This window comes from Streptomyces sp. NPDC053367 (genome assembly GCF_044545925.1).
Taxonomy (GTDB): domain Bacteria; phylum Actinomycetota; class Actinomycetes; order Streptomycetales; family Streptomycetaceae; genus Streptomyces.
In genome coordinates, this window is sequence record NZ_JBITYN010000001.1 from 14,829 (window position 1) to 31,218 (window position 16,390).

Annotated in this window: 17 protein-coding genes; 8 read left to right on the top strand and 9 right to left on the bottom strand. The window is 72.2% G+C overall.

Going from position 1 to position 16,390, the window contains the following annotated elements; translation table 11 throughout:
* The first annotated feature begins 201 nt into the window (after positions 1–201).
* Positions 202–2,064 (top strand): streptophobe family protein, encoded by a 1,863-nt coding sequence (locus ACIGXJ_RS00085; RefSeq protein ID WP_399639337.1) that lies wholly within the window; start codon positions 202–204, stop codon positions 2,062–2,064.
* A gap of 479 nt (positions 2,065–2,543) precedes the next feature.
* Complete coding sequence (gene serB, locus ACIGXJ_RS00090; RefSeq protein ID WP_399639340.1) at positions 2,544–3,755, top strand: phosphoserine phosphatase SerB; 1,212 nt, start codon at positions 2,544–2,546, stop codon at positions 3,753–3,755.
* Between the two features lie 100 nt (positions 3,756–3,855).
* Here the strand turns inward: serB and ACIGXJ_RS00095 are convergent, their stop codons facing one another.
* The 4 genes from ACIGXJ_RS00095 to ACIGXJ_RS00110 form a co-directional block, all read right to left on the bottom strand.
* Positions 3,856–4,374 carry a SixA phosphatase family protein gene (locus tag ACIGXJ_RS00095; RefSeq protein ID WP_399639343.1) on the bottom strand — a complete coding sequence of 173 codons (519 nt, stop codon included), beginning with the start codon at positions 4,372–4,374 and terminating at the stop codon, positions 3,856–3,858.
* Positions 4,375–4,470: 96 nt separating this feature from the next.
* Positions 4,471–4,686 (bottom strand): hypothetical protein, encoded by a 216-nt coding sequence (locus tag ACIGXJ_RS00100; protein ID WP_399639346.1) that lies wholly within the window; start codon positions 4,684–4,686, stop codon positions 4,471–4,473.
* 182 nt (positions 4,687–4,868) lie between these two features.
* Positions 4,869–4,985, bottom strand: coding sequence for an SGM_5486 family transporter-associated protein (locus ACIGXJ_RS00105; protein WP_399639348.1), 117 nt, complete (start codon positions 4,983–4,985; stop codon positions 4,869–4,871).
* 166 nt (positions 4,986–5,151) lie between these two features.
* A complete protein-coding gene (locus ACIGXJ_RS00110; RefSeq protein ID WP_399639351.1) occupies positions 5,152–6,507 on the bottom strand; it encodes a CynX/NimT family MFS transporter in 1,356 nt (451 codons plus the stop codon).
* A 70-nt stretch (positions 6,508–6,577) separates the two neighbouring features.
* Between ACIGXJ_RS00110 and ACIGXJ_RS00115 the strand changes: the two genes are divergently transcribed.
* Positions 6,578–7,270 (top strand): FadR/GntR family transcriptional regulator, encoded by a 693-nt coding sequence (locus tag ACIGXJ_RS00115; protein WP_399639353.1) that lies wholly within the window; start codon positions 6,578–6,580, stop codon positions 7,268–7,270.
* Here ACIGXJ_RS00115 and ACIGXJ_RS00120 read toward each other — a convergent pair.
* The 3 genes from ACIGXJ_RS00120 to fabG all read right to left on the bottom strand — a co-directional run bounded on the left by ACIGXJ_RS00120 (position 7,251) and on the right by fabG (position 9,360).
* Complete coding sequence (locus tag ACIGXJ_RS00120) at positions 7,251–7,574, bottom strand: hypothetical protein (RefSeq protein ID WP_399639356.1); 324 nt, start codon at positions 7,572–7,574, stop codon at positions 7,251–7,253. The genes ACIGXJ_RS00115 and ACIGXJ_RS00120 overlap by 20 nt on opposite strands.
* Before the next feature lie 308 nt (positions 7,575–7,882).
* Positions 7,883–8,650 (bottom strand): enoyl-ACP reductase FabI, encoded by a 768-nt coding sequence (gene fabI, locus ACIGXJ_RS00125; RefSeq protein WP_399639359.1) that lies wholly within the window; start codon positions 8,648–8,650, stop codon positions 7,883–7,885.
* A 5-nt stretch (positions 8,651–8,655) separates the two neighbouring features.
* Entirely contained in the window at positions 8,656–9,360 is a 705-nt protein-coding gene (gene fabG / locus ACIGXJ_RS00130) for a 3-oxoacyl-[acyl-carrier-protein] reductase (protein ID WP_399639361.1), read from the bottom strand.
* A gap of 284 nt (positions 9,361–9,644) precedes the next feature.
* Here fabG and ACIGXJ_RS00135 point away from each other — a divergent pair, with 284 nt between their 5' ends.
* The 3 genes from ACIGXJ_RS00135 (at position 9,645) to tyrS (ending at position 13,970) form a co-directional block, all read left to right on the top strand.
* A complete protein-coding gene (locus tag ACIGXJ_RS00135) occupies positions 9,645–11,168 on the top strand; it encodes a TldD/PmbA family protein (RefSeq protein ID WP_399639364.1) in 1,524 nt (507 codons plus the stop codon).
* An 82-nt stretch (positions 11,169–11,250) separates the two neighbouring features.
* Complete coding sequence (locus tag ACIGXJ_RS00140; protein ID WP_399639367.1) at positions 11,251–12,645, top strand: metallopeptidase TldD-related protein; 1,395 nt, start codon at positions 11,251–11,253, stop codon at positions 12,643–12,645.
* Positions 12,646–12,701: 56 nt separating this feature from the next.
* Entirely contained in the window at positions 12,702–13,970 is a 1,269-nt protein-coding gene (gene tyrS, locus ACIGXJ_RS00145) for a tyrosine--tRNA ligase (RefSeq protein WP_399639370.1), read from the top strand.
* A 111-nt stretch (positions 13,971–14,081) separates the two neighbouring features.
* Here tyrS and ACIGXJ_RS00150 read toward each other — a convergent pair whose 3' ends face one another.
* The gene (locus tag ACIGXJ_RS00150) at positions 14,082–14,363 is read right to left on the bottom strand and encodes a GlsB/YeaQ/YmgE family stress response membrane protein (RefSeq protein WP_399639373.1); all 282 of its coding nucleotides are present in this window, start codon (positions 14,361–14,363) and stop codon (positions 14,082–14,084) included.
* Between the two features lie 173 nt (positions 14,364–14,536).
* On the opposite strand from ACIGXJ_RS00150, the gene ACIGXJ_RS00155 reads away from it, so the two are divergent.
* Together ACIGXJ_RS00155 and ACIGXJ_RS00160 are read left to right on the top strand one after the other, a co-directional pair.
* Positions 14,537–14,875: a DUF3099 domain-containing protein gene (locus ACIGXJ_RS00155; RefSeq protein ID WP_399642111.1), complete on the top strand. Its 339-nt coding sequence runs from the start codon at positions 14,537–14,539 to the stop codon at positions 14,873–14,875.
* 222 nt (positions 14,876–15,097) lie between these two features.
* Entirely contained in the window at positions 15,098–15,316 is a 219-nt protein-coding gene (locus ACIGXJ_RS00160; protein WP_399639376.1) for a hypothetical protein, read from the top strand.
* A gap of 5 nt (positions 15,317–15,321) precedes the next feature.
* On the opposite strand, the gene moaA is transcribed toward ACIGXJ_RS00160, so the two are convergent.
* Positions 15,322–16,311, bottom strand: coding sequence for a GTP 3',8-cyclase MoaA (gene moaA, locus ACIGXJ_RS00165; RefSeq protein WP_399639379.1), 990 nt, complete (start codon positions 16,309–16,311; stop codon positions 15,322–15,324).
* Positions 16,312–16,390: the final 79 nt, after the last annotated feature.

The window sequence follows — 16,390 nt, forward strand, 5'->3', positions numbered from 1 at the left end:
CGCGGGGAGTCTAGGGATGTCGAACATCGGGGGGAACTATTTCAGTAGCGGCCCCCTGACCGAAAGTCGGGCCTTGCGAAGACGGCGTACAACGCGTCGGCGCTTTGCCGTTGACGGGGGTCGAAACCTGCCCGGAGAGTGGTATTCAGGGCGAGCGGGACATGGGTGATGTCCGTGCCGCGCCGCGGGTGGGGGGCTGCCATGCGTACCGGAACCGTGCGGACGGGCGGGAAGGTGCCCTGGATCGACGTCCTGTCGGCCGCGATCGCCTCTGTGAGCTGGGCGTTGATCGGTATGGCGACGACGGCCGGGCTCGGTCTGCATCTGCTGGACGCGGACGCGCGGGGCGAACTCGGGCCGATGACGGCGGCGGTCGTGGCGCTCGGGGCGGGTGGTTCCGTGACTACTTCCGGCGATGTGTCCGTGTTCGGACTGGAGGACGGAGGGACTCCGGCGGCCGTCGAGATCACGCCACTGGGGGTCGGACTGGTCGGTGCGCTCCTTTTGTCATGGTTCTTCCTACGGTCCCTGCGGGCGGCGGGAGTTGTGGTGTCACCGGCCGAACTCCTGGTCCGCGCGGGCTCGGTGGTGGGGCTGTTCGTGGCGATGCTGGGCGGCCTGGCGTGGGTCGGACACGATGTGATCACGATCGACGGACCGTCGGGCGGGGTCGGGGTCCCGGGCCTGGAGGACGTGGGCGGTTGGCTGCCCGACGGGGTCGGGGACCGGGTCGGGGACCTGATCGACGCGAAGGTGACCGCCGGGTTCACCGTCGACACCGCCCCCACCCTGCTGGGCGGCGCCTGCTGGGCCGTCGCTGTGCTGCTGATCGCCCTGTCGGCGTCGCGCGGCACTCCGCTGCCGGGCCGGCCTGCGGCACTGCACCGGGTCGTACGGCCCTGCGTGTCGGCCCTCGTGACCGTACTGCTGGTCGCCGTCGCCGCCGGGTGGGCGGCCGCGGGCTGGGCCGCCCTCGGCGACGACCACCCCCGGCGCATCGCCGGCGCGGCCCTGCTCGGCGCGCCCAACGGGGTGTGGCTCGGCCTTCCGATCGGCCTGTTCGTCCCCTTCGACGGCGACGCCACGGGCATCGTGACCCGCTTCCTGCCCGACCCGCTGGACGGCCTCCTCGTCGCCTCCGACCGACCGGTGACCCTGCCGCGGCTGGCCGAGCTGGACGTGCGGGTGTGGCTGCTGGGGGTGGCGGCGGCCGCGGGGATGCTGCTGGTGGGCGTCCTGGCCGCGGTACGGACGCCGCTGCCGGCCGGGGCCGACGACGACGGCCCGCTGCGCTTCGCCGGCGCGTGCGCGCTGCGGCTGGGCGTCACGACCGCGGTGGCGTTGCCCTTCCTGACCTGGCTGGTGGAGGTCTCCGTGAACACCTCGCCGCCCGCGCTCGGCGTCGACCTGCTCGGGACCGGAGTCCGGCTGGAGGGGCGCCTCCCCGTGGCGCTGCCGCTGGGCGCGGCGTGGGGCGCCGGCGCCGGGGCACTGGGTGCGCTCCTGGCCCGTGCGTGCCGGGTGGCCGGGCGCGGGGCGGCTTGGCGGGCACCGGGTGACGTGCGGGGTGGTGAAGGGCGGTCGGCGTACGCAGGCGGGCCGCCCGGGGCTCCGGACCCGTACTCTCCCGGTCCGCCGTACCGGGCGACGTACGCGGGTGCGCCGGGGGCTTCGAGGGCGGCGTGCGCGGCTGAGCCGGGGGCGCCCGACCCGTACGACCCCGGCACGCCGGGCCGGGCGCCCGACCCGGCGACGAACCCCTGTCTGCGGACGGTGGAGGATCACCGGCCGGACGGGGCGGCCGGGGATGAGGCTGGGCCTGTTGCCGAGGACGACCGGGGTCGGTCTGCCGCCTGGGGCATCGGGGTGGGGCCCGGGGCCGGGGGTGCGGACGACTTCCACGGGGCCCCCACCGTGGTACGGCCCTCCGAGCCGGGACCGCGCGGGCCGGGCCACCGCCCTCCCGGGGGCCGGAGCGCCGAGCGGCCTGCGACCTCGCCGGAGGAGGGACCGCCACCTCCGCCCGGCCCTCCCCCGCCGCGGCCGCCCCGGGGAAGGGGCTGAGCTTCGTGGGGGGGGTGTGCCCAGGGGGCTGCCGGTGCGCTGCGGGTTGCCGGGCCGGGGGCGGCGGGTCCAGCCAAGCGCGCGCGCTTCGGGAAGGGGTGCGGGCGGGGCGCTTGAGCCGCACGGCTCGTCGGCGGCGGAAAGGCGCCGGGCCTCCGAGGAAGGGCGCCCCGGGTACGGGGCTGAGCTGCGGTCCCCTCAGCCACCGGCGCCGAGTTTCACCGAAGGGCCCGCGCTGGGCGGCGGCCGAGCCGCACCACAGCCCACCCGGGCCCGCCAGGAGGCCGAGCCACCCGGCAGGCGCCCGCGCGCGCCCGAGCCACCGGCGGCCCCTCCCCCCAGGTGGGCGATCGGCCCGGCGATCCGCCGCGTCACCCGCCCACCCCCTGCTCGCCACGGAGTGGACACGCAGAGTTCGGTGTCCGTCAGGCGGACCTCGGGGGCGCGCGGCACTGGGTGCCGGATACGGTGGGAGCACCATGAGTGCATCGCAGACCCCCTCTGACGTCCCCACCCTCCTTGTCAAGATCTTCGGCAAGGACAGGCCGGGCATCACGGCCGGACTCTTCGACACCCTCGCCGCCTTCTCGGTGGACGTGGTCGACATCGAGCAGGTCGTCACCCGCGGCCGGATCGTGCTGTGCGCACTCGTCACCGAGCCGCCGCACGGGACCGAGGGCGATCTGCGGTCGACCGTGCACAGCTGGGCCGAGTCGATGAAGATGCAGGCGGAGATCATCTCCGGCATCGGCGACAACCGGCCGCGCGGGCTCGGCCGCTCCCTGGTGACGGTGCTGGGGCACCCGCTCACCGCGGAGGCGACCGCCTCGATCGCCTCGAAGATCACCAAGGCCGGCGGGAACATCGACCGTATCTTCAGGCTGGCCAAGTACCCGGTGACCGCGGTGGAGTTCGCGGTCTCCGGCGTGGAGACGGAGCCGCTGCGCACCGCGCTGGTGACGGACGCGGCGGCGCTCGGCGTCGATGTCGCGGTCGTCGCGGCGGGGCTGACCAGGCGCGCCCAGCGGCTGGTCGTCATGGACGTCGACTCCACGCTCATCCAGGACGAGGTGATCGAGCTCTTCGCCGCGCACGCCGGCTGCGAGGACAAGGTGGCCGAGGTGACCGCGGCAGCGATGCGCGGGGAGCTGGACTTCGAGCAGTCGCTGCACGCGCGCGTGGCCCTGCTGGAGGGGCTGGACGCCTCGGTCGTGGACAAGGTCCGCAGCGAGGTCCGGCTGACGCCGGGCGCGCGGACGCTGATCCGCACGCTGAAGCGGCTCGGCTACCAGGTCGGCGTCGTCTCGGGCGGCTTCACCCAGGTGACGGACGACCTCAAGGAGCGGCTGGGGCTGGACTTCGCCCAGGCCAACACCCTGGAGATCGTCGACGGCAAGCTGACCGGCAAGGTCACCGGCGAGATCGTGGACCGCGCGGGCAAGGCGCGGCTGCTGCGCCGGTTCGCCGCGGAGGCGGGCGTGCCGTTGTCGCAGACCGTGGCGATCGGCGACGGCGCGAACGACCTGGACATGCTGAACGCGGCCGGGCTCGGGGTCGCCTTCAACGCCAAGCCGGTCGTCCGGGAGGCCGCGCACACCGCGGTGAACGTGCCCTTCCTGGACACGGTCCTCTACCTGCTGGGCATCACGCGCGAAGAGGTCGAGGCGGCGGACACGCACGGCGTGGACTGAGCGGGCCTGCCCGCCCTCACCCTGACGAGGCCCGGCGAGGGCCTGCCCTCCCGGGGCCCGGTGCCGCTGCGGTGCCGGGCCCCCGGTGCGTGCCGGTGGGTCAGTCCGTCGGCGCCCAGTAGTCGACCAGGGTGCCGGCGCCCGGCTCCAGCGACTTCCAGGAGCCCTCGAAGGAGATGACGGCGTACGCGGCGGCGGGGAAGCCGCGGCGGGTCATCCGCTCGCCGGCGTCGCCCTCGGCGGCACCGGCGAGGATGTCGGCCAGGCCGTGGATGCCGGGGTTGTGGCCGATGAGCAGGACGTTGCGCGCGTCGTCAGGGGTTTCGTTGAGCAGGGCGATGAGCTCGCCGGGAGAGGCCTCGTAGACCCGCTCCTCGTAGACGGTCTTCGGGCGATGCGGAAACTCGTGGACGGCGAGCTTCCAGGTCTCCCGGGTCCGGGTCGCGGTGGAACACAGGGCCAGATCGAAGGGGATGCCGCTGTCGGCCAGCTTGCGGCCGGCGGCTGCGGCGTCCAGGCGGCCCCGCTCGGCGAGCGGCCGCTCATGGTCGTTCACCGGTGGCCAGTCGGCCTTCGCGTGCCGGAAGAGGACAATCCTGCGGGCTTCTGCGACGCTCATGCGTCCCAGCTTCGCATGAAAGATGCCATGAGGCGCAGGGAGTTGAAGGGCGTCCCCACCAGCTCGGGACACCGCCGGACACGGGCCCGGCCGGGTCTACCGCCCGAGCGGGAGCAGCTGCTGCGCGCGCTCCAGGAGCTCGGCGACGGCCGGTCCGCCGCCGGTAGTCGCGTGGGCCTCGGAGGGGTCGAGTATCAGTGCGAACAGGGCGAGAAAGGCGAGGGTGGGCAGCGCGAGGGCCCACCAGGGCAGGCGGGTGCCGACGCCACCCGTGGTCGCCGGGTGGGGCCTGGTGTGCGTGGGGGCGGGCATGGGTGCCTCCGCAGGTCCTCGAACGGTCCGTGGTCCGCCTCTCGCGGCCACGTCTCGAAGCTACGGGCTCCCCGGCGCTCGCCCCATCCGGTGATCCACCCACTTGACCCTGAGCCTCACCCCCTAGGGGATGGTGGGGCCAGCCCCACCCCGGGACGTCACCCGGCCACGGCGCACGGGGCTCAGGGCGCGGCGATCGACGCGATGACGGCGATGATCACGAAGATGGCGAAGAAGGAGCCGAAGACGAGCAGCATCTTCTTCTGGCCGTTCTGGGGGTTCGGGTCGAGCACAGGCATACGGCAAGTCTCGCACCCCGTGTCCGGGCCCTCGCCCCGGGGTCGGCCCCCGCGGGTCGGCCGGACCCGCGCGGTGCCGGCCCGCCGGGGTCGGCCTGACCCGCGCGGTGCCGGAGCCCCGGGGTCGGCCTGACCCGCGCGGTGCCGGCCCGCCGTCCGAGGCGCCTCAGACGGCCGCCTCGTCCTCCACCGTGCGGTCACGGCCCGCGAGGCAGCCCACGGCCATCTGCGGCAACATCAGCGCGGCCATGAGGGCGATGGGGACGCCCCAGCCGCCGGTGTGCTGGTAGAGGACGCCGACCAGGAGCGGGCCGGGGATGGAGATCAGATAGCCGGTGCTCTGCGCGAAGGCGGACAGCTGGGCCACGCCGGGCCCGCTGCGGGCGCGCATCCCGACCATGGTGAGGGCCAGCGGGAAGGAGCAGTTGGAGATGCCGAGGAGCACCGCCCAGGCCCAGGCGCCGCCGGCGGGGGCGAAGTAGAGGCCGGCGTATCCGGCGAGGCCGCAGACGCCGAGCGCGAGGACGATCGGCCCCTGGTGGGGCAGCCGGGTGGCCAGGCGCGGGATCACGAAGGCGAGCGGCACGCCCATCACCATCGTCACCGCGAGCAGCACACCCGCGGTGGAGGCGGCCACGCCCGCGTCGCGGAAGATCTGCGCCATCCAGCCCATGGTGATGTACGCGGCCGTCGCCTGGAGGCCGAAGAACACCGCCAGCGCCCAGGCGGTACGGCTGCGGGTGATGCGCAGCGCGGCCGGCTCGGCCTCCACACGCGTGTGCGCCTCCTCCGCGGCGGCCTCCGCCTGCCCGCGCCCGGCCGGCGCCGGTGCGGCGGGCCCCGCACCCCGCGCTCGTACGAACGGGATCCACGGCAGTACGGCGGCCAGGGCGAGCGCCGACCACACGGCCAGGCCGGTCTGCCAGCTGCCGCCGAGCGCGTCCGTCAGCGGCACGGTCGCGGCGGCCGCGGTGGAGGTGCCCAGGGCCAGGGCCATGGAGTACAGGCCGGTCATGGAGCCGACCCGGTCGGGGAACCAGCGCTTGACGATGACCGGCATCAGCACGTTGCTGACCGCTATGCCCATGAGGGCGAGGGCGCTGGCGGCGACGAAGGCGGGGGTGCTGCCCGCGAACGGCCGCACGAGCAGGCCGGCCGCGATGGCGGCCATGCCGGCGCAGACCACCGCCGCGGGGCCGAAGCGGCGGGCCAGGCGCGGGGCGGTGACGCCGAAGACGGCGAAGCACAGGGGTGGCACGGAGGTGAGCAGTCCGGCCACGCTCCCGCTCATGCCGAGTCCGTCGCGGACCTCCTCGAGGAGCGCGCCGAGGCTGGTGATGGCGGGCCGGAGGTTGAAGGCGGACAGCACGATGCCGACGACCAGCAGACGTGTCGGCCAGCCGGTCCACGCGCGCGTGGATGCCTGTTCCGCAGGGGTACTCGTGACGGACTTCGTGCGTGTCGTGTCTGTCGTCGCGTCGGTCTTCGTGCGGGTCACCTCGGCTGCCATGCCGTCCATCATAGAATCATGGGATGATTGGTTGTCCATTCCCGGGTGGCCCGCGGCGGTCACGGACGTGCGAAGGTGAGCCATGCCCCTGAGCCATCCCCGTCGCTCGGCGCTGTCCGAGCAGGTCATCGCCGCGCTGCGGCACCAGATCACCTCCGGCGAGTGGCCGGTCGGCTCGCGTATCCCCACCGAGCCCGAGCTGGTCGAGCAGCTCGGGGTGGCCCGCAACACCGTCCGTGAGGCCGTCCGGGCGCTCGCGCACAACGGCCTGCTGGACATCCGCCAGGGCTCGGGCACGTACGTGGTGGCCACCAGTGAGCTGGCCGGCGTGATGCACCGCCGTTTCGCCGACGCCGACCCCCGGCACATCGCCGAGCTGCGCGCGACGCTGGAGTCGAGTGCGTCGAAGCTGGCCGCCGAGCGGCGCACCGAGCGGGATCTGCGGCAGCTGGAGACGCTGCTGCGGCGCCGCGAGGAGGCGTGGGAGTCCGGCGACAAGGAAGCCTTCGTGACCGCGGACGCGACGTTCCACCTGGCGGTGGTGGCGGCCTCGCACAACGACGTCATGACGGCGATGTACGCGGACCTGGGCGAGGTGCTGCGGGACTGGCTGCGCGACGACGTCGGCGAGGAGCTGACGCCGGAGACGTACATGGACCACGCGCGGCTGATGGAGGCGATCCGCGCGGGTGACGCGGAGACGGCGGCCACCGAGGCGGCGAGCTACCCGCTCGGGTGCCGTCAGGGGCGGCGGCTCACAGCCGCTGGTGACTGATCCACACCGCGCGGACCTCCTTCCAGCACCGGCCGGTCAGTTCCACGGTCATGGCCGGGCCGACGTCCACAGGAGTGCTGTCGGTGTCGAGGTCCCACCAGCGGTCGCACTCGATGTGCAGGCGCACCCGGTCGACGTCGACGTAGGCGTTGTGGCAGTGGGCGACGACATGGGAGCCGCGGACGCTCGTGCGGCACTCGGCGCCGGACGGCGGCGGCTGCTCCTCGGCCGTCGCCTCGTACGGCGCGCAGAGGGCGAGAGCGAGGGCGAGGGTCACTGGGGCCAGGCTTCTGGACAGGCGCACAAGGGAACCTCCTCGGCCGGGCTGCGGAGGAAAGAGCTTGGTGGACGCTGCATCCAGAGTGCCCGGCCGGCACCGCCGCCCGCCCGGCCTGCTGGGCCGTTCAGGTGAACGCCGAAGGCCCGCGTCCTTGCGGACGCGGGCCTTTGCGCAGGCGGGGCCCAGGGCCTGCCGGACGCCGCGGCGCAGGCGGGAATGGGACTCCCTCCTCCGCCTTGCAGCTGCACGCACCAGACCCCGCCCGACCCGGCCGAGAAGCGCAGTCCCTTTCGGCCGACCTGATCCAAACGACAGGCCCTAGCGGCGAGCGGTCACGCGCCGATGGCGTGCAGACCGCCGTCGACGTGGACGATCTCGCCGGTGGTCTTCGGGAACCAGTCGCTCAGCAGGGCGACGACGCCGCGGCCGGCCGGCTCGGGGTCCTTCAGGTTCCACTCCAGCGGGGAGCGGTTGTCCCAGACGGAGGCCAGCTCCTCGAAGCCCGGGATGGACTTGGCGGCCATCGAGCCGAGCGGGCCGGCGGAGATGAGGTTGCAGCGGATGTTCTGCTTGCCCAGGTCGCGGGCGAGGTAGCGGCTGGTGGCCTCCAGGGCGGCCTTGGCCGGGCCCATCCAGTCGTACTGCGGCCAGGCGAACTGCGCGTCGAAGGTGAGGCCGACGACCGAGCCGCCGTTCTGCATCAGCGGCAGACAGGCCATCGTGAGCGACTTCAGGGAGTACGCCGAGACGTGCATGGCCGTGGCGACCGACTCGAACGGCGTGTTGAGGAAGTTGCCGCCGAGCGCGTCCTGCGGCGCGAAGCCGATGGAGTGCACGACGCCGTCCAGGCCGCCCAGCTCCTCACCGACGAGGTCGGCGAGGCGCCCGAGGTGCTCGTCGTTGGTGACGTCGAGCTCGATGACCTTGGCCGGCTTGGGCAGCTTCTTGGCGATGCGCTCGGTCAGCGTGGGACGCGGGAACGCGGTCAGGATGACCTCGGCGCCCTGTTCCTGGGCCAGCTTGGCGGTGTGGAAGGCGATGGAGGCCTCCGTCAGCACACCGGTGATGAGGATGCGCTTGCCCTCGAGAATTCCGCTCATGGTGATCAGTGACCCATTCCCAGTCCGCCGTCAACGGGGATGACGGCTCCAGTGATGTACGAGGCGTCGTCCGAGGCGAGGAACCGCACCGTCGCGGCGATCTCCTCCGGCTGCGCGTACCGGCCGAGCGGGACCTGCGACACGATGTTCGCGCGCTGCTCGTCGGTGAGCACCTTGGTCATGTCGGTGTCGACGAAACCGGGCGCGACGACGTTGAAAGTGATGTTGCGCGATCCCAGCTCACGGGCGAGGGAGCGTGCGAAGCCGACCAGGGCGGCCTTGGAGGCGGCGTAGTTCGCCTGCCCCGCGGAGCCGAGGAGCCCGACGACCGAGGAGATCAGCACCACGCGGCCCTTCTTGGCACGCAGCATGCCGCGGTTGGCGCGCTTGACCACGCGGAAGGTGCCGGTGAGGTTGGTGTCGATGACCGAGGTGAAGTCCTCCTCGGACATGCGCATCAGGAGCTGGTCCTTGGTCACGCCGGCGTTGGCGACGAGCACCTCGACGGGACCGTGGGCGTCCTCGATCTCCTTGTAGGCCTGCTCCACCTGCTCGGGGTCGGTGATGTCGCACTTCACGGCGAGGAAGCCGGCCGGCGGCTCACCCGAGCGGTACGTGATCGCGACCTTGTCGCCGGCGTCGGCGAAAGCGCGGGCGATGGCGAGGCCGATGCCCCGGTTTCCTCCGGTGACGAGAACCGAGCGGCTCAACGGATCACCCTTTCGATAGCGGTCTGTCTGACCCGCCCGAACACCTGGATGACAGGCGGCTACATCGAAAACCTATCGGGCCTCTCGCCTCGGCGGACAATCGGGCACCGACAGTGGCGCAGGGGCCGCACTGTCGGATCCCTACAGAACCGTGTCGACTCCGCCCGGAAACATGTGGTCCGCGCGCTGGATGAGCGCCATGATCGGAGCTGCCGCCGCGCCGACCGGGCGTACCGCCCACGCATCCCTACAAATCCGACCCATCGCTACAGAAAGAGACGCCGGTGCCTCATAGCATTGACGAGTCGTTCACGGCTCTGCCCCTACGCGCCCTCGCCGACGCCGCGCTGGCACGCGCGCGTGCGCTCGGGGCCGAGCACGCCGACTTCCGGTTCGAGCGGGTGCGCAGCGCGTCCTGGCGGCTGCGGGACGCCAAGCCGGCCGGGACCTCGGACGTCACCGACCTCGGGTACGCGGTGCGGGTCGTGCACGGCGGGACCTGGGGGTTCGCCTCGGGGGTCGACCTGAGCATGGACGCGGCCGCGCGGGTCGCGGGCCAGGCGGTGGCGATGGCCAAGCTGTCCGCGCAGGTGATCAAGGCGGCGGGGTCCGACGAGCGGGTCGAGCTGGCCGACGAGCCCGTGCACGCCGAGAAGACGTGGATCTCGTCGTACGAGATCGATCCGTTCACCGTGCCCGACGAGGAGAAGTCGGCGCTGCTGGCGGAGTGGAGCAACCGTCTGCTGGCCGCGCGGGGCGTGGACCATGTGGACGCCTCGCTGCTCACCGTGCACGAGAACAAGTTCTACGCAGACACGGCCGGGACCGTGACCACCCAGCAGCGTGTGCGGCTGCACCCGCAGCTGACCGCGGTGTCGGTGGACGAGTCCAGCGGCGACTTCGACTCCATGCGCACGATCGCGCCGCCGGTCGGCCGGGGCTGGGAGTACCTGACCGGCACCGGCTGGGACTGGGACGCGGAGCTGGCCGAGATCCCGGAGCTGCTCGCCGAGAAGATGCGGGCGCCGAGCGTGGAGCCGGGGTCGTACGACCTGGTCGTCGACCCCTCCAACCTGTGGCTGACGATCCACGAGTCCATCGGGCACGCCACCGAGCTGGACCGGGCGCTCGGCTACGAGGCCGCCTACGCGGGGACGTCCTTCGCCACCTTCGACCAGCTCGGCAAGCTGCGCTACGGCTCCGAGCTGATGAACGTCACCGGTGACCGCACCGCCGAGCACGGTCTGGCGACCATCGGCTACGACGACGAGGGCGTCGAGGCGCAGTCCTGGGACCTGGTGAAGGACGGCACGCTGGTCGGCTACCAGCTGGACCGCCGGATCGCGCGGCTGACCGGCTTCGACCGCTCCAACGGGTGCGCCTACGCCGACTCCCCCGCCCATGTGCCGGTGCAGCGCATGGCCAACGTCTCGCTCCAGCCGGACCCGGCCGGGATGTCGACCGAGGATCTGATCGGCGGTGTCGACCGCGGCATCTACGTGGTCGGCGACCGGTCGTGGTCGATCGACATGCAGCGCTACAACTTCCAGTTCACCGGCCAGCGCTTCTTCAAGATCGAGAACGGCCGGATCACCGGGCAGCTCAAGGACGTCGCCTACCAGGCCACCACCACCGACTTCTGGGGCTCCATGACGGCCGTCGGCGGCCCGGGCACCTACGTCCTGGGCGGCGCCTTCAACTGCGGCAAGGCCCAGCCCGGCCAGGTCGCCGCCGTGTCCCACGGCTGCCCGTCCGCCCTCTTCCGGAGCGTCAACATTCTGAACACGACGCAGGAGGCCGGTAAGTGAGCGCCGCCGTCAGGATCCGCCGGGGCCCCGGGGGTCGCCTCCCGGGCAAGCACAGTTCGAACACCAACCAGGAGGCCGGTCGATGAGCGCCCGCACGAGCAAGCCGTACGAGATCGTCGAGCGGGCCCTGGAGCTGTCCCGCGCGGACGGGTGTGTCGTCATCGCCGACGAGCAGTCGACGGCCAACCTGCGCTGGGCGGGCAACGCGCTGACCACCAACGGTGTCACGCGCGGGCGCACGCTCACGGTGATCGCGACCGTGGACGGCAAGGAGGGCACCGCCGCGGGCGTGGTCTCGCGGTCCGCGGTGACCGCCGACGAGCTGGAGCCGCTGGTGCGGGCCGCGGAGGCCGCCGCGCGCTCGGCCGCGCCCGCCGAGGACGCCCAGCCGCTGGTCACGGGCGCGACCGCGTCGCCCGACTTCACGGACGCGCCCGCGGAGACCTCCTCCGCGGTGTTCGCCGACTTCGCCCCGGCACTCGGCGAGGCCTTCGCACGCGCGCGTGCCGGCGGACGCGAGCTGTACGGCTTCGCCAACCACGAGCTGACGTCCAGCTACGTCGGTACGTCCACGGGGGTGCGGCTGCGGCACGACCAGCCCAACGGCACGCTGGAGCTGAACGCCAAGTCGCCCGACCGCACCCGCTCGGCCTGGGCGGGCCGCTCCACGCGTGACTTCAAGGACGTCGACCCGGCGGCGCTGGACGCCGAGCTCGCCGTACGCCTCGGCTGGGCGGAGCGGAGGATCGAGCTGCCGGCCGGGCGGTACGAGACGCTGCTGCCGCCGACCGCGGTCGCGGACCTGCTGATCTACCAGATGTGGTCGGCGTCGGGCCGGGACGCCGCCGAGGGGCGCACGGTGTTCTCCAAGCCGGGCGGCGGCACCCGGATCGGCGAGAAGCTCACCGATCTGCCGCTGACCCTGCGCAGCGACCCGAACGAGCCCGGCCTTGAGTCGCTGCCGTTCGTGCTCGCGCACTCCTCCGGCGGCGACACCTCGGTGTTCGACAACGGGCTGCCGCTCGCGCCCACCGAGTGGATCGCCGGCGGTGAGCTGAAGAACCTGATCACCAGCCGGCACACGGCGGGCCTGACCGGGCTGCCGCCGGCGCCGGGCATCGACAACCTGATCCTGGAGGGCGGCGAGGACCGCTCCCTGGAGGAGATGATCGCGAGCACCGAGCGCGGGCTGCTGCTGACCTGCCTGTGGTACATCCGCGAGGTCGACCCGGCGTCGCTGCTGCTCACGGGCCTGACCCGGGACGGCGTCTACCTCGTGGAGAACGGCGAGGTGACCGGTGAGGTGAACAACTTCCGCTTCAACGAGTCCCCGGTCGGCCTGCTCGGGCGGATCACGGAGGCCGGGCGCACCGAGCGGACGCTGCCGCGGGAGTGGAGCGACTGGTTCACCAGGGCCGCGATGCCGGCGGTGCGGGTCCCCGATTTCAATATGAGCTCTGTCAGTCAGGGCGTATAACCTCATAGGCGTGGCCGGTCGGCCACCCGAAGATCATCCGAGGAGACACGAGAACCGTGACGGACATCGTCGACGAGCTGAAGTGGCGCGGGCTGTTCGCCCTGTCCACCGATGAGGAGGCCCTGCGCAAGGCTCTCGCGGACGGTCCCGTCACGTTCTATTGCGGCTTCGACCCGACCGCGCCGTCGCTGCACGTGGGGCATCTGGTGCAGGTGCTCACCGTGCGCCGGCTCCAGCAGGCCGGTCACCGGCCGCTGGCGCTGGTCGGCGGCGCGACGGGGCTGATCGGTGACCCGCGCCCGACGGCGGAGCGCACGCTGAACGACCCGGAGACGGTCGCCGGCTGGGTCGGCAAGCTGCGCGCGCAGATCGAGCCGTTCCTGTCCTTCGAGGGCGAGAACGCCGCGGTGATGGTCAACAACCTCGACTGGACCGCGGGCCTGTCGGCGATCGAGTTCCTGCGGGACATCGGCAAGCACTTCCGCGTCAACAAGATGCTCACGAAGGACTCCGTCGCCCGCCGCCTGGAGTCCGACCAGGGCATCAGCTACACCGAGTTCAGCTACCAGATCCTGCAGGGCATGGACTTCCTGCAGCTGTACCGGCGCTACGGCTGCACGCTCCAGCAGGGCGGCAGCGACCAGTGGGGCAACCTCACCGCGGGTCTGGACCTCATCCACAAGCTGGAGCCGCACGCCGAGGTGCACGCGCTGGCGACGCCGCTGATGACCAAGGCGGACGGCACGAAGTTCGGCAAGACCGAGGGCGGCGCCGTCTGGCTCGACCCGGAGATGACGACGCCGTACGCGTTCTACCAGTTCTGGCTGAACGTGGACGACCGGGACATCGCGACATACATGCGGATCCTGTCCTTCAAGTCCCGTGAGGAGCTGGAGGAGCTGGAGCAGCAGACGCAGGAGCGGCCGCAGGCCCGCGCCGCGCAGCGGGCCCTCGCCGAGGAGCTGACGACGATGGTGCACGGCGCGGAGCAGACCGCCGCCGTCATCGCCGCGTCCAAGGCGCTGTTCGGTCAGGGTGAGCTCGGCGAGCTCGACGAGAAGACCCTCGCCGCGGCGCTGTCGGAGGTGCCGCACGCCCAGGTCGGCGCGCTCGCTCCGGTGGTCGACCTGTTCGCCGAGGTCGGCCTGGCCCCGAGCAAGTCCGCCGCGCGGCGCACCGTGAAGGAGGGCGGGGCCTACGTGAACAACGTGAAGGTCACGTCCGAGGACGCGGTCCCCGCCAAGGAGGACCTGCTGCACGGGCGGTGGCTGGTGCTGCGGCGCGGCAAGAGGAACCTCGCGGCCGTGGAAGTCACGGGGGCCTGAGAACAGCGCCCTGGAAGGGGCGCGGGACTGTTTCGATGTGCGGCTCCGCCGCGTGGGCGCGAGCCGCCCCGACGGCGGGTCAGCCGCAGGAGCACCCGCGCCCCCACCGTGTCACGCGCGCTGGTGCTTCCTCTTCCCCAGCGTCGCCATGTACAGCATGTCCCCCACCGCCACGATGATCACCGCGGCGATCAGCTGGAAGATGTGCCGGCTCCAGTCGATGCCGGGCGTCTCCTCGACCCCGAATCCCCGGGCCATCGCGTTGCCGGCGATCGCGCCGAGCATGCCGAAGATGGTGGTCAGCCAAAGGGGGCTGTGCTGTTTACCGGGGATGATCGCCTTGGCGATCAGACCCAGCACGAACCCGACGATGATCGCCCACAACCAGCCCATGGCTGCCTCCCTGTTCGGCTCCACGCGAGCGTTGCCCTCAGTCTGGGCGCGCTCCTCGTACGCCGCATGTCGGCGGGGGCCGTACGCGGTACGGGCGACGGCGTTCGCGCAGGCGGAAGGGGAGCCCGCTCTCGTACGCGGCGCAGACGCGGCGTACCGTGGGCGGTATGCGGATGCGGCATGGTGGCGGTGGCAGCGCGCAGGTCTTCCGGATCACCGGGGCCCGGCAGGGGCTTCAGGAGGATGTCCGTGGCCGGCAGCGCCGGTATGTGATCTCGATGAGCGTGCGCACGGTGTCGGTGGTCCTGGCCGCGGTGCTGTGGAACGTGGAGCGTCACGTGGCGATCGTGGCGCTGGTGCTGGGCCTGGTCCTGCCGTACATCGCGGTGGTGATCGCGAACGCGGGGCGGGAGAACGCGCCCGGGCTGCCGTCGACGTTCGTGCAGACGCCGTCCCGGCCGATGATCGCGCCGCCACGGGACGAGGACCACGAGCCGACCGAGCAGGGCTGAGGGTGCCGGTGCTGAGGTGAGCGGGCGAAAGCCCTGTCGTCGCCTGCCCGCAAGCTCAGGAAAAGCTCAGATCAATCATGTTGTTCAGGTGCCCGGCGACCGGTTACCCGTGACATACTTCGTACGCGCTCCGCATCCCCCGTCGGAGCGACAGACCGACGCCGGGCAGCTCCCCCCGTGGCTGCTCGGCGTCGCCTTTTGTGTGCGGCTGTGAGACGAAGCGTGAGTGACGAGACCCCGATCTGTTCTGCCAAGGGCTGCCGTGCCGACGCCGTGTGGGTGCTGGCCTGGAACAACCCGAAGATCCACACGCCGGAGCGGCGCAAGACGTGGCTGGCCTGTGAGGAGCACCGGGAGCATCTGTCCCAGTTCCTCGGCGTCCGGGGTTTCCTGAAGGACGTCGTCACGCTCAAGGAATGGGACGAGCGGCAGGAGTCCTGAAGGGCTCAGCCACCGATCGCCGACATCGGCCGGTCCGGCTGGACGAAGGCCGGGTCGTCCAGGCCCGCTCCCGCCTTCTTGCCCCACATCGCCAGGCGCCACAGACGGGCGATCTCCTCGTCGGGGGCGCCTGAGCGCAGGGCGGCACGCAGGTCGGTCTCCTCGGTGGCGAAGAGGCAGGTGCGTATCTGGCCGTCCGCGGTCAGGCGGGTGCGGTCGCAGGCGGAGCAGAACGGGCGGGTGACGGAGGCGATGACGCCGACGACATGCGGGCCGCCGTCGACCAGCCAGCGCTCGGCCGGGGCGGAGCCGCGCTTCTCCTCGCCCTCGGGGGTCAGCTCGAAGCGGGTGCGCAGGGAGGTCAGGATGTCCCCGGCGGTGATCATGCCGTCGCGCTTCCAGCCGTGCTGGGCGTCCAGGGGCATCTGCTCGATGAACCGCAGTTCGTAGTCGTGCTCCACGGCCCAGGCGAGCAGGTCGGGGGCCTCGTCGTCGTTGAGCCCCGGCATCAGCACCGAGTTGACCTTGACCGGGGTCAGGCCCGCCTCGCGGGCGGCGTCGAGGCCCTCGATGACGTCCTTGTGGCGGTCGCGGCGGGTGAGGGTCTTGAACACGTCGGGACGCAGGGTGTCCAGGGAGACGTTGACCCGGTCCAGGCCCGCGGCCTTCAGGGCGGACGCGGTGCGCCCGAGGCCGATGCCGTTGGTCGTCAGCGACATCTGGGGGCGCGGTTCCAGGGCGGCGACGCGCTCGACGATGCCGACCAGGCCGGGGCGCAGCAGGGGCTCGCCGCCGGTGAAGCGGACCTCGCGGATGCCGAGGGTGCGCACCGCGATGTCGATCAGGCGGACGATCTCGTCGTCCGTGAGCAGGTCGGGCTTGGCCAGCCACTGCAGCCCTTCTTCGGGCATGCAGTAGGTGCAGCGCAGGTTGCACCGGTCGGTGAGCGAGACCCTCAGGTCGGTGGCCACCCGGCCGTAGGTGTCGATGAGCACGTGGGCCCCTCCCCGGACTGCGGATCGCACGTTTTCCGTCACCCGCGAGCCTACGTGACGGCACCGGCATCGACACCAG